At 54.0% G+C, this 14056-nt stretch carries 6 protein-coding genes; all 6 read right to left on the bottom strand.

Annotated features, from left to right (window positions below; genetic code table 11):
- Positions 1 to 168: 168 nt before the first annotated feature.
- On the bottom strand, positions 169 to 3597 hold the full coding sequence (locus tag A6X21_RS17045; RefSeq protein WP_083233687.1) for a DUF7133 domain-containing protein: 3429 nt from the start codon (positions 3595 to 3597) through the stop codon (positions 169 to 171).
- Positions 3598 to 3832: 235 nt separating this feature from the next.
- Entirely contained in the window at positions 3833 to 5614 is a 1782-nt protein-coding gene (ilvB, locus tag A6X21_RS17035) for a biosynthetic-type acetolactate synthase large subunit (protein WP_068850171.1), read from the bottom strand.
- A 394-nt stretch (positions 5615 to 6008) separates the two neighbouring features.
- A complete protein-coding gene (locus tag A6X21_RS17030) occupies positions 6009 to 7739 on the bottom strand; it encodes an ABC transporter permease (protein WP_068850168.1) in 1731 nt (576 codons plus the stop codon).
- Positions 7739 to 8743, bottom strand: coding sequence for an ABC transporter permease (locus A6X21_RS17025; RefSeq protein ID WP_068850165.1), 1005 nt, complete (start codon positions 8741 to 8743; stop codon positions 7739 to 7741). The genes A6X21_RS17030 and A6X21_RS17025 overlap by 1 nt, the downstream gene beginning before the upstream one ends.
- A gap of 77 nt (positions 8744 to 8820) precedes the next feature.
- Positions 8821 to 11463 (bottom strand): peptide-binding protein, encoded by a 2643-nt coding sequence (locus A6X21_RS17020; RefSeq protein ID WP_240490305.1) that lies wholly within the window; start codon positions 11461 to 11463, stop codon positions 8821 to 8823.
- 120 nt (positions 11464 to 11583) lie between these two features.
- Complete coding sequence (sppA, locus tag A6X21_RS17015) at positions 11584 to 13548, bottom strand: signal peptide peptidase SppA (protein WP_068850162.1); 1965 nt, start codon at positions 13546 to 13548, stop codon at positions 11584 to 11586.
- Positions 13549 to 14056: the final 508 nt, after the last annotated feature.

Here is a 14056-nt window from a genome sequence, read left to right as displayed (position 1 = left end):
CAACGCCTGACTCAAACCCAACGCCGCCAAGGAGAAAGACTGCTCAACTCCTGCTGAGAAAATCGTGGACGGCGTTGCGTGCCACCCCACCCGGTAGGAGCGAATCGTTGTCTCGCTCAAGTTGACAAAATCAGGCCGCAAGTAGGCATAAAATTCTGGCAGCCAAAGCTATTCAGTCAGTTGCAGATAAGCTTCGAGGTCGGCGAGATCCTGGGCTGAGACACCATTGAGTAAGCCGACCGGCATCAGAGACGTCGTGAGTGGGCGGCGATTCTCAATCTCTTTCGATTCCACACGAAAAACCTGCCCTGTGGCATTTCGCATGAGCAGGCCATCCGTTGATTCATACACAATCATCCCTGTGAGTGTCCTTCCGTCGATATGCTCAATCAGAGTGGCCTGGTACCTTGAAGAAACATCGCGACTGGGATCGATCATCGCAATCAGCAGATCGTCTCGACTGAATCGTTTCGCGGCACCCGCCAGATTCGGCCCCAGAGCACTGGATGTCGACAGCCCTGCACCGGAATGGCACTGCTGGCATGTACGATTGCGAAAGACCATCGAACCACGCTGTGAATCGCCCGTAAGAGTGCGGGCAACCTGCCAGTTATCGACCAGAGCCTTTTGCTCGGCTTGACCAATGTTCGCCAGACGTGTCATTTCCTCTGGATAGAGACGGGACAGGTATCGTTCCCAGGCCGCCAGTGCTTCTGTCTGCGGAACAAAGCCAGCTTCCCCTTTAACAAAGGAGTTTTCGACGTACTGGAGATTTCTCTCCAGAAGTGCGATCACCTGTTCGCGCAAACGGTATTCCTGAGCATCTGTATTCAACCGGCGCGCAGTGGCTAAAAGCGCCAGTTGTGTCGCAGCATCGGTCGCCGGCGTGAGTTGCCCCAGGGCTTGAATCGAAGCTGTGTAGACTTCCCGTTGCGGGGAGGCCAATCCCTCCACAAAAAGTGATCGCTCGGCTTCTTCAGGATGTTCGGAAAGTGCAATCGTGGCCGGCGATTTCAATCGAAACTCCTGGGCCTGTTTGCGGATGAGTTCTCGAAGTTTGGGATCGTTCGCTGAGGCAAGCAGGAAGAGCACATCGCCTGTCCAAAGATAATCAGGATCCGTTTCAATCTGCTTCACGAAACCACCCAGGGCAATTCCAAACAACTCGCCGGGGAATTTACTGAGATAGAGCACATGATGAGACCGGCCCAGTTTGGGATGCTGTGCCATCACGACTGGCAGCATTTCATCAATGGCACAATGGGCCAGATAAATATCTCGGATGCGGTCGTTCCAATAGGTATCACGTGGAAGTTGGTGTGCCATGATCTTGCGATCAAGATCGAGAAACGCGCTGATGATTGCCTCGCGATGGCTGCCAGTGCGAGCCACCCGCATACAGGCAGAAACCGCGAGCACGTGAATATCGTCGATCGGGTTCGATGTTTCGCTCAGTTGGCCAAGGAGCTTTGTGAGGACAGGCTCGTGGGCGAGTTCGATCATGGCGAGAACTCGTTCCAGTTCGACCTGATTGCCCGATGTGCGGCCCAGATAGATTCTGGCGAGGTCAACTCTTAACTGATCGATCTGACGTTCGACTGTCGAGAGATTGGCGCCAGCAACATATCCGAGAAATGCTGGTGGAACATCAGTTGGCCCACCGACACCACCGAGAATTTTTTGCAGAAGTCGAATCGCCTCTTGTTGAGCTTCGATGTCGCTGGATCGTTCCAGAACTTTCAAGGCGACTGAAGCAGCGGAACTTTCGAGCCTCGTTGGAAGAGCATCTGTGCGATCGATCCAACCAAACGCATAAGCTATCGCTGCTTTGGGGCCGCGTTTCCCGGCTTCGCTGGCAATCTGTGGGAGAAGATCCTCAGGAACCCTGGCGACAACTCGCGCAGCCAGAGTACGCACGAGGCGATCAGAATGAGACAGACAGGAGATGATGACGGGAGAGAACTCTTTCCAGTCAGGATTCGATATCTGCGAAGCTTCGATTGTCAATAAGCCTTCAAGCAGAGACTGTTCCAAAAGGCTGCTCTCATGACGGCCTGCCGAAGACTTGGGTTCCTGCTCTATTGCGGGGATCACTCTCTCGATTGCCTCGACCGGTGGAAGGTCACCGTTTCGGAAGACTGACCAGACTGCCCGGGCTACGACAGGTCGACTGGCTTGAGCATCCGGAACCAGATTCAGCAGTTCGACGGCCTTCAGCCCGCCATAGAGTTCGGTGATGGCTTCAATGGCACGGATTCTCTCGGCATCCGATCTGGAAGTCTCCAGCGCTGCAGCCAGAAGTGCTTCCCGGCCAGCCATTCGCGCCAGTGGAATCCACCGCGCCCGCGACCAACTGCTTAAAGGTTGGGGAGCATTCAAGATCGCGTGCATGGACCTATCGACTGGCGATAATGCAGAGTCTGGCTGGGCTGTCGAGACGGCCTGCTTGGGCCGTAAGCGGTAGATTCCGCCTTGTGTGCCGCGACCACCCACACAGATGTAAATGCTCCCATCCGGCCCGACTTCCATATCGGTGGGGGCGAAACCAAATCCTGGTGCGGCAGTGAGAATCAGTGCGGGGGGCTGTGGTGCCTGGCGAGTCTCTTTGTCAGTCGCTGCCACCTGATGGGGAGATATCGACATGAGTCGGCCATAGGTCCAATCGAGCAGAAAAAGCGTGTTACGCCATGATTCACCCAAGGCGTCGTGTTGATAAGAAAGAACACCAGTCGGGGAACCACGGCCTGCAGTGGCGAGCACTCGTGGCGAATCCAACCAATCGTCAGGACGCTTCCAACTGTTGCTTTCCCAGCCCATATGAAAAGTAGGCGTCAGCTCAAGCACGCGAGTCGGCCGATACCATGGCAGCGAAATGTCACGTTCATCATCGCTGTCGAAAGTGACAGCCCGGCCATGCTGATCGAAGGCAAAGTCGTAGGCATTACGTAAACCATCCGTCAAGACCTCAGCGGCCTTCATATCAGGGCGAATCCGCATCCACACGCCATGAACGGGTTTGGTGATGGGAGAAGATTTGAGCGTGACATACCGACTGTCGGCCCGGGCCATGTTTCCGGCCAGAAGATACCACCAGCCATCGGCCCCTTTCTGAAGCGAATGAGCATCATGTTCACCACCAGTCTTGATCTGCAGGTAGACCTTGGCAGGGCCATCTGCGATATCGTCACCATCGCGATCTTCGAAGTGAAGTACGCCACGATCTCCTACTGCCAGGAGGTCTCGCCCATGATAGACCAGACTCTGGGCGCCATTGCGAGGCTCGCTGGCGAAGGTGATGGCTTTGTCGGCGACGCCGTTTTGATCTTCATCGATCAGGATGCGAATATAGCCAGGACCAGCGACAACGACCCGTCCTTGCGGGTCGATGGTCATGCAGTAAATGTCATGGGCCAGTTTATCATCGGCAAAAGGTTCGATCAGAAAGTCGGGATGCACCCGGAAGCCATGCATTTCCTGAAGGGGCTGTTTCGCGTCGTCAGCGATCAAGCGATGGGCAGAAATACCACTGCTGAAGGCCCATAAAAGTCCGAACAAGCACCACAACGATCGTTGAACAGCGAGCCTTTGCAAAGCCATTTGTGGTCATCCTTGCCACATTGCCACCTGCGATTCCTGCTCCATCTCGGGCAAGAATCATTTCCAGAATAGTAGTGAGCCAGCGACTTATGATCCAGTTGAACTTTGGCAACGAGAGTTTCAACGAGCTTGATTGCCAGAGAAACGAGACCGCATGGGTTGAGTAAAACAAGAACCCCATACCTGGCGTCGGCATGGGGTTCTCTCATTCAAAACACATCCGGGGAGAGGTGAACTACTCGAGGATGATGTCTTTCACCGTTTTACCACTTGGGATCATGGGCAGAACATGTTCCTGATATGGTGTCAGCACATCGAGGAGATAGGGGCCCGGGTAAGCCAGCATTTTGGCGAGTGCTGCCGGAAACTCCTTCTTACTCCGCACCTGACTCGCTTCGACACCAAAGCCTTTGGCGATCTGCACAAAGTTCGGATAGGTCTCTTCGTAGTGAGTTCCATCCCCGGCACCCACAGCTTCCGGGTGATCGATGGGCCCCAGATAGGTGTGTGCCCGATTCCCTTCATGGAAGCGATCTTCCCACTGAACCACCATCCCCAGGTGCTGATTGTTCAACAGGAGAATTTTCACGGGGAGTTTTTCACAGGAGAGCGTGGCCAGCTCCTGAACATTCATGAGCATGCAACCATCGCCATCGATATCAATACTCAAAGCATCAGGGAAGGCAGCTTGAACACCCATGGCGGCAGGCAAACCGAAACCCATCGTTCCCAGTCCCGAACTGCTCAGCCAGCGGCGAGGCTTGCTGAACTTGTAGAACTGGGCAGCGAACATCTGGTGCTGACCCACCCCCACACTGACGTAAGCATCGCGATCTTTCGTCTGTCGCCAGAGTTCGTCAATCGCATACTGCGGGATAATGAAGTCACCCGAATCGCGGTACTTCAAAGGATATTTGTCGCGCCATTCATTGAGCTGTCGCCACCAGGCATCCATCTCAGGAATGTCATCATCGCTCACCAGTGCATTCAGCCCATGGAGAACGTCTTTCACATTCCCAACAATCGGGATGTGAGCTTTTTTGTTCTTGTGAAGCTCTGAGGGATCGATATCGACGTGGATGATGCGGCCATGTTTGGCAAACTCATCGAGTTTCCCTGTGACGCGATCATCGAAACGCACGCCCAGCGCAATCAGCAGATCCGCTTCAGCGATGGCCATATTCGAGTAGGCCGTACCGTGCATGCCAAGCATATGCAGCGACTGCGGATGATCACCCGGGAAAGCTCCAATGCCCATCACCGTTGTGGCGACCGGGATGCCCGTTTTAAGGGCAAACTTGGTGAACTCTTCGGATGCATCCGATTGAACGACACCACCACCGATGTAAAAAATTGGCTTCTTGGATTCGCGGATCGCCGCCAGAATTTCGCGAATCTGAGTCGAGGTCGGTTTGCGAATCTCGGGATGGTAACCGGGCAGATTCATTGGCGGATCGAGATCAGGCTCCTCGTCGATCGTTGCGAGCTGCACGTTCTTCGGGAAGTCAATCAGCACAGGCCCGGGTCGGCCCGTGCGTGCAATGTAGAAAGCTTCTTTGACGATGCGTGCGGTATCGCGGACATCGGTAATCAGGTAATGGGCCTTGGTGATCGCGCGGCAGATCTCAACGATGGGTGTTTCTTGAAACGCGTCAGTGCCGATGACTGTCGTTGGCACCTGGCCGGTAATGGCTACCAGCGGAATGCTATCCATCTTGGCATCGGCGATGGCGGTGACGAGATTGGTGGCACCAGGGCCACTGGTCGCCATACACACGCCCACTTCACCGGTTGTGCGGGCGACACCTTGAGCCGCGAATCCGCCACCTTGCTCATGACGCGGGAGGATCGTGCGGATCTCGTCGCGGTGGAAGGTCAGTGCCTGGTGCAGCGGCATACTACATCCACCAGGGTAGGCGAAAATGACGTCTACACCCTGACGAATTAGCCCCCGCACCAGAATTTCCGCGCCGTTGATGGTTTGCGTTTTGGTCTGCGGTCGCTCGACGATCGCCACGATGTCGTTCCTTCTTGAGAATTCAGTCAGGCACCAGTTCAAAAATTGGGGCGGTGCAAACCCCTCAATTCATGCTTGGGACGTTCGCTATTAGTTCGCTGAATGAACTGCTTCTGATCCCAAGGCACTTTATTCTCTCTTTCGTCACGACTCGATGTGAAAGAGAAAAATGTGTTGCCGCAGGATTTTACGCAATTCTCAACGCGAAAACCAGCACCTTGAGAACTCTCGGACTTTCGATACGAGTTCACCGTCCACTGGCGAAGCGGACACCTGGGACGCCGGGAGGGTTCGTGGGACAATCCGAAGGACCGTTGCCAGAAGGTCAGCCACTGTACTAATCGCCCACTCACACGCAATAGACACACAACACAACATCATGAGAAATATGAGTTTATCGCGTGCCACGGAGCCTTGGATCAGCCGCATCCCGCAGCGCCTCGCCAATCAGATTGTAGCAAGTGACGGTGATGAAAATGGCGAAGCCAGGGTACGTCATCTGCCAGGGAGCCTGCAACAGGCGAGTGCGGCCTTCACTGAGAATTGTGCCCCAGGAAGGTGTAGGAACACGGACACCCAGCCCCAAAAACGACAGTGAGCTTTCGAGAAGGATGGCTCCGGCAATGCCGAATGTGGCCGCCACCACCACTGGGGCTAAGGCATTGGGGAGGATATGACGGAAGATCAGGCGAGTGGAAGAAAATCCAATCGACTTACCAGCCAGCACAAATTCCTGATTGACCAGCCGCAAAAACTCGCTGCGAACCAACCGGGCAACACCTGTCCAGCCGGTAAGGCCGATGACAATCATGATGTTGATCAGGCTGGGTTTCAGAAGAGCGACAATCGTTAACACGAGGAATAGTGTCGGGAAGCAGATGACCACTTCAATAAGGCGTGATATCAGAATATCGACCCAACCGCGGAAATAGCCCGCCAGCGCACCGAGCACTATCCCAATCGACATGTAGATCAAAACCGCCACCAGCCCGACAGAAAGGCTGATGCGTGCTCCCCAGATCAGAAGTGTCAGGAGATCGACGCCATTATGATTCGTCCCCAGCCAGTGCGGACGATCCCATGGTGTGGCGAGCTTTTGTGGTTCCTTGAGCGAAAAGGCGGGTGGCTGGGTCTGATTGGACGTGTCGTACTCATCGATGCCAAAAGGAACGAGCGGCCAGACAACAACATCGTAGATCACCGGCGCAGTTCGGGAGAAGTCGTAGGCCGTCAGCACACCTTGCTTGTAATTGGTTTGATCGAGTCGAGAGGGGTTGATTTCGACCCAAATCCCTGCAGCCAGTGTGGGAACGCCAGCCAGAACAAGCAGTTGCACCCAGCGAGGTTGTCGATAAGCGAATGACAAGGTGCGTGTGGCTAGCCACCAGAACGGCCAGAAAATCGCTGCGGCAATAAACCAGAAGTCGATTCCATTGAGTTGAGCGAGTGCCGGGAAATACCAGCGGGAGAGCAGTGGAGGCAATTCGCTTTTCTTCAGCGTTTTGACATCCTTAAGAAGTGCCTGAATTCCCTGAATCAGTTCTGGCGGCAACGCAGAGGACTGGTCAGGAAACGAGCCGAGGGGTTTCTGCAAATCCTGAATCTGTTGAATCAAACCCTCAAATTGCTGGTGAGATTCGCTGCCGTTGGATGTGGAGACATCGATCTCTGCAGCGGCTGTTTCCAGCAGTGACTGCGCCTTTTCCAGAACTGGATAGACCTTTTTTGCCGCCCCACCTTCCTGGCGACTTTCACCATTTGCCAGAGCCACTAACGATTCGACGGTCTGAATCAACTGCTGGAACTCGAAGCGATTCACGCCGCGAAAGGCCATTGGCCTGTCATTCGCAATGAACGGTGCAAAGACCGCAATCATGATTTCGACAATCATGAGAATGGCCGCACAGACAGCGAGTTTTCGTTTCTTGAACTCGCGCCAGATCTGAGCGGCCTGCGACTGTTCACTGCGAGAGGTTTGAACAACCGGCGGCGGAGTTGAACTGGTACTGAGAGAAGCCTCGACCTTCTCACCAGCAGCAACTGGAGAGGCTCCACTTGCTGCCGCTGGCCCGGTCGGCTGAGGCGAGGAAGGTGTCATTGTCTGAAGTGGACGATCCGCAGCCATCAGTTCTTGCTTTCGAACGAGACGCGGGGATCAACCAGAACATACATGATGTCGGAAATCAGAATTCCAAGGAGCGTCAAGACTGCTGAAAGCATCATCGTGACGAGAATCATGTCGTACTCACGCGAAAACACACTGTCGATGGTGAGTTTGCCCATGCCGGGAATGTTGAAAATGTATTCGATGATGACACTGCCGCCAATCAGAGCGGGAAGAAGTGAAGCGAATAACGTGATGATGGGAAACAGGCTGTTGCGCAGAGCATGCACCCAGATGACTCGCGCGGGACTGCAGCCTTTGGCTTTGGCCGTGCGAATGTAATCCTGCCGGACGACTTCAAGCATGCCCGCCCGCATCTGCCGACTGATGTATGCCAGGGAGGCGTACGTCATACAAAGTATGGGGAGCACCAGATGCAGCGTGTAGTCCCAAAGCCAGGGGAGCAGACTCAATCGATCGGCATTGGGGCTCTGCAATCCGCTGACTGGGAGGCCTAAATTCGATTCGAGCACTCCCAACCGCAGCATTTCCGCCACCCAGAAGGACGGGAGGCTGTAGAGCACAAACAGAGTGAGTGTCATGATTCGATCGCCCGTGCTGTGAGGGGCGGTGGCACTGAAGATCCCCATGGGAATCGCCAGGAGATAGACCAGCAAGAACACGATCGAGTTGATCATCAGTGTGATCTTCATTGCCGGGATGAGATCGGGCCAGATGGAACCCTGCTTGGTGTAGTAAATCATTTCGCCACGGAAGATGCGGCCCACAAACCAGAAAAACTGGACATACAGCGGTTCATCCAGTTTGAAGTTCTTACGGAAGGCTTTTTCCGCGTCCTCGGTCCCACGCTCGGCATTCATTCCGCCTTGCGCCGCAGCAGCACCACCAAAACGACCGGAGGCAGGATCGCCAGGTGTGGATTTAATGACGATGAATGACAGCACGAGAATTCCGAACAACGTCGGAATCATCAGCAGCAGTCGTCGAAAGATATACGTCGCCATGCATTCCACACATCAGATGGTCGGACTATGAATTCAATGCCTCGGCAAGTCGCCCTGAAGACTTCACGATTCCCGTATTATTCCGACTTATGAACCTGCTCATCCTTGGGGACATACCACTCAGCCAGATCAAAACCGGGCCGCAGACGATACCACTTCACCCCCCGGAAGCGTTTGTGATATGCCCCCAGATCTTTTGAGCAATAGAGGAACAGATAGGGCTGCTGGGCATCGAGCAGTCGATGGAGTGAATAGTTCAGAAGCGCCCGCTTATCGGGTTCAAGCGTGACTCGAATCTTCTCAATCAGCTCATCGGCCAGATTGTTCGCAAAAGAGCCGGCATTACTGCCTCGCGATTCAGGCGTAGCTCCCGAACTGTGCCAGAGCTGGAAGGGGTCACTCTCAACAGGCATGGCCCACGAGAGGGTCACGACATCGAAATCCTTGGCTTTGAGACGCTCGACAAAAGCCGCCCATTCCATGCGGGAAATCTGCATATCGATCCCGACCTGCTTGAGTGTTTTCTGCAGCAGAGCCGTACGGTCATCAATGACAGGATTGCCGGGAGGAATCAGAGCTTCGAAGCTGAGCTTCACACCGTCTCGGTCAAGAATGCCATCCCGATTTGTATCGATCCACCCGGCAGTCGCGAGAAGATCGCGAGCCGTTTCGGGACTGTAATCGACCGATTTGACCGAGTGGTCATAGCCAGGACCAAAGTAATACTGGCTGCCACTGACCATCGTTCCCAGGTTGTACATCTTGTTTTTCAGGAACGCTTCTTTTTCGAACAGCATAGCTAGAGCCATGCGGACTCGCTGGTCTTTGAAGTAGGGCCGGTTGAGATTCCAGCAGTAGTAGCCATAGTTCGGGGTGTACCAATCGGCTTTGATGAACTTGTCTTTGAACCAGTCGGGCGGGCCAGCCAGATCCTTGGTGAATTGCTCGGGGTCCATCCGGTAATTGAAGTCGATTTCGCCGGCACGCAACGATTGCAGCGCGGTCGTATTATCGGGGAGAAAACGGAAGATCAGCTTATCAAGGTAACCACTCCGTTCGGGCAGCCAGTAACTGTCATTTCTGCTCAGAATGACACGATCGGTCTTCTTCCAGCTTTCGACCATATAAGGGCCAGTTCCCAGAGGCGTCTGGTTGTAGGCCGTGTCGAGATTAAAGAATTTTCCGAACCGTTTGCCGTGCGCACTCACTTTCTTCTGAGCATCTTCTTCCGCTTCGGTGAGTCGATCGAGAGTCAGCTCGTAGCCTGTGATCGCAGGTTCTGTGGTCTGCGTTTTCAATCGATTCTTGAAGAACTCAAATGGAGGCGTATAGAGGCCGATACCGGCACCAAATTCGAACGCTTTAAAGTATTGCTGCCGATACCGCATGCGCACGACCAGCGGCGAAAGAGCATCCAGATCGGTGAGATCTGAGTAATAGGTGCGAACAGCATCACAATCAACCGTGATGTTGTTCAAGACCGCGAAGGCAAACTTGAGATCGGTACTCGTAAAGGGAGTGCCATCAGACCATTTGGCTCGAGGATCGAGATAAAACGTCATCCATGTCTCGCGCTGAATATCCTGGTATTCATCGGCTTTGAGAACGAGCGATGTCTGGCCGGGCGGAAGTGCCTGTTTAAGCGGATTCTCTTCGGAAAGCGGAGTGACCTCGATGGCTCCATCGGCCAGTGGCTTCACTTTTCCATAAATCTCGCTCCCGGTCAGGACGCGGTACTTGCCGGGAATGATTCCGCTGATGACGAGTTCGCCTTGTTCGTTGCTCCAGTTGTGGTAGCCAGTGGTGGGCGCTCCCAGAATCTTGCCGATGGGAAAGAGGCCAACCCAGCCTTTGGCAATGGGCTGCCCTTCCTCATTGACCGTTTTGACAACGATCTTCATGACTTCGGGTTCGCCTTGAGATTCCTTTTTAGCTGGCGCCAGATACTCAATCTCTGCCGACGGTCGTGGAGTGCCGTCACCCATTACGAGGCGATATTTCTTACCGGGATAATCAGGCGAGAGCTTGACGGAATCTTCGATAATCCATTTGGTCGCAAGGTGAGGCACGAACTCGAAGGTCTCGTTGTCCTGCCGAGCCAGAGCTTCCTGGATGTATTGTCCCATGTAAGTTTGGACTGCTGACTGTTCGATGACAGGATTCAAAGATTTGGGCTCAGAATTGAACCGCACAATGACCTGATCACCTTTGACCGGCTGGCTGGGTTTATTAGCCGCGTGCGGATTCCCGACATCCACCGGAATGCCTGCACCCAGTTCCAGTGTTTTGCCGCTACCGGCTTTGACACGAGGAATTTCGATGCCGTCGAGCTCCTTCAGAATGTCGACCCGGGGAACATCCGGATATTTGGCGTAGAGCTCATCAACTTCGCGGATCAGTTTGGCTTCGGTCGACGAGGCGGCTGTCTCTGCGGGCTTGGCCTCTACTGTCGTTGGTGAAGCCGTTGCTTCGGAAGCCGCGGGGCCTGTCCCGGAAGCCACCCTCAGTTCCAGCTTCGACAATCGATCGGCTGCGGCAGCCAGTCGATCAGCCGCCTGTTCCATCTTGAGGGCTGCCGCAGTGAGTTTTTCGGCTGCTGCATCCCCCCCGCCCTGATTTGCAACAGGTGGAGACGATGTGATGAAACATCCCTGAGTTCCGATAAGCAGGCTGACGATCGCCAACCCACTAAAAGAAATCCTTCGTGCGGATCTCCGCATGTCACCAATCTTTCGCAAGAGTCTTCTGAACAAGAATGATCTGTGCCGAGCCAGACTCGCCTGTCGATAATGAGTCATCGACAGGGAAACCGGCCTGCCCTCGGTTGAATTTCTGGCCGACTACTTCAGTTCGAGACGGTAGGGCATGACGGTCAGCACGGGCTGATTCGCCAGCATACGCATCAGCAGTTCATCCTGCAGAGCGGGTTGAAGTGCTGTGGGAATCAGATCTTTAAGACGTTGTTCCAGACGGGCTTCCATGCGTGATTCAGCACCCATGGGGCCCAGCAACGATTCCAGTGGACTGCCTGGCTTGGGGAGTTCCAGGCGTTCGATTTTCGCGGGATTTTCGACTTTGGCCAGTTCCAGTGCCCCGCGGATTGCATCTTCCATGGTGCCGATCTGATCGACAAGTCCGATTTCGAGAGCACGATTGCCTGAGTAGATCCGGCCGCGGGCCAGCTTTTCCAGTTGTGCGACTTCCATTTTTCGTCCTGCCGCTGCCTTGCTGGTGAACTGCTCGTAGATTTCATTCATCAGCAGTCGAGTCGCTTCCCGCTGAGATTCCGTGAAGCCTGTGGTGGTCGAGAGTACGCCGCTGTTTTTGCCGCGTTCGAGAACGACGACGTTGATGCCCAGTTTATTGTAGAGTTTTTCGAGCGCCACTTTTCCACCGACAACACCAATCGAGCCTGTCACCGTTCCGGGGGCTGCATAAATCTTTTGAGTCCCCATCGCTATGTAATAGCCGCCACTGCCGGCCACATCGCTCATGCTGGCGACGAGTGGCTTTTTGGCCTTGAGAAGTTCCAGTTCATGCCACATGAGATCACTCGCCAGAGCACTTCCACCAGGACTGTCAATCCGCAACACAACCGCCTTGACGGTATCGTCATCTCGCAGTTGGCGAACTGCCTTAATGAACGTCTCTGAGCCAAGGACTTCGCCCGAAAGGGGACTGTTCTGGCTGCTCCCTGTGGAGATCATGCCACTGGCATACAGAATGCCAACCTTAGGTGCTGATGACTTCCGAGAAGCGGGTGTCTGCCCGGAGAGTGCATTCATCAAAGTGATAATGCCATTCAGGCCAGAGAGGTCAGCGTCTGTCTTCTTGCGACCATAGTTGCGAGTCAGTTTCGCGGAAGTGACGTTGTGAGATTTTTTGATCACCTCATAGAGACCAGACTCATACTGCACCTCATCCAGAAGGCCGGCGGATTTGGCTTTTTCGCTGGTGAAGACGGCGGTATCGATCAACTCGCGAACTTTGTCTGCGGGAATTTTTCGACTTTCCGCAATGGTTGACACAATCTGGGAGTAGACGTCGTCAAGGAGTTCATCCATCTCTTTTTTGAACTCGGGGCTCATGTCTTTACGGGTGTAAGGTTCACCAGCCGATTTGAATTCGCCAATCCGCACGACTTCGGGCTCAACATCGAGCTTGGAAAGCATCTCTTTATAGAACCAGACCTCAGCGCGCACGCCGGGGATCATGAGCATGGCAGGTTCCGGCATCACGATTTTGTCACAGGCCGAAGCGAGGAGATACGCGGTGGTATCGGCGGAATCGAGATAAGCCCAGACATCTTTTCCGGCAGCACGAATGCGGGCAATGGCCGAACGAAGTTCGTAGATTTTGCCACGACCGAGAGCAAGGTCACCAAACTCCAGGACCACCGTCTGGATTTCCTTGTCGGCTGCCGCTTTATCGAGTCGAGCAATGAGAGTGAATAAGGTTTCGGAAGTTTCACCAAAGAGCCCTTCGAGTGGCGCTCCCTCGGTTAAAGCACCGGAAATCTTCAAATGAGCAATCTTGAGAGGCTTGACTTCGGCTTCCGGAACTTTTTTGCCTGCTGCTCCCGGACCTGTTTTTTCTGAGCCAGGAGTGATTGTGGTCGTGGCTGGAGTGGCTGGTGAATCTTCCGCTGGCTTCTCCTGTGTTGGCTTTACCTGTGTTGGCATTACCAGGGCTGTTTTTACCGGGAGAGACTCACTCGCAACGCTTTGAGACGACTGGTACAGACCAGTCACGGCCAGACACATGGCGACGCCCAGAACCCGACAGAAAAACGAATGACTCAGCATAGAGACGATTCCTTGGCTCGTTAGAGAAGTCAGCAATGAGAAAATTCGCCCGATCTTCTTTCCTGATGAAGACTTCCTGCAGTTGTACGACAATATCATGCCAACTTGCGAAATGAACAATCTATTCGGACCTCTTTTCGCAAAGTTTTTCCTCAAAATGATTCGCTGCAAACCCCTCAGAGCCCGGGCATTTAATCAAAGATATTGATGCCCCGAGAAACACTGGCCATTTTCCTGTCTTTGGAGAAGTGCCGGGTGACCGATCACCGCCAGTGGATACCCTCTCATTGCCGTACCCGTTTCGCATGTCGATTTCACAGAATGTTCGGGCTGACGGGCTGACACTTCTCTCATGAAGCCAACAAACTCAAAGAAATCGGCTTGTTTTGTGCCCTCTGTTCGGGCAAAACTCAAGAATTCGCCAGATCGATGAAGTTGTGAGTCGCGAGTGGTGGGCCGCTTCATCGATCATGACAAAGAAACAACGACATCTCCCCGATTATTGAAA

Origin of the sequence: Planctopirus hydrillae (assembly GCF_001707835.1) — a bacterium.
In the GTDB taxonomy this organism is placed as follows: Bacteria; Planctomycetota; Planctomycetia; order Planctomycetales; family Planctomycetaceae; genus Planctopirus; species Planctopirus hydrillae.
Note: the sequence above shows the minus strand (reverse complement) of the source record. Positions and strands in the feature narration are given on the sequence as shown.

What these genes read in the sequence shown, in the direction of transcription:
- A6X21_RS17045 (WP_083233687.1), bottom strand. Translation starts at nt 3,597, where the DNA reads ATGGCTTTGCAAAGGCTCGCTGTTCAACGATCGTTGTGGTGCTTGTTC.
- A6X21_RS17030 (WP_068850168.1), bottom strand. Translation starts at nt 7,739, where the DNA reads ATGGCTGCGGATCGTCCACTTCAGACAATGACACCTTCCTCGCCTCAG.
- A6X21_RS17025 (WP_068850165.1), bottom strand. Translation starts at nt 8,743, where the DNA reads ATGGCGACGTATATCTTTCGACGACTGCTGCTGATGATTCCGACGTTG.
- A6X21_RS17020 (WP_240490305.1), bottom strand. Translation starts at nt 11,463, where the DNA reads ATGCGGAGATCCGCACGAAGGATTTCTTTTAGTGGGTTGGCGATCGTC.
- sppA (WP_068850162.1), bottom strand. Translation starts at nt 13,548, where the DNA reads ATGCTGAGTCATTCGTTTTTCTGTCGGGTTCTGGGCGTCGCCATGTGT.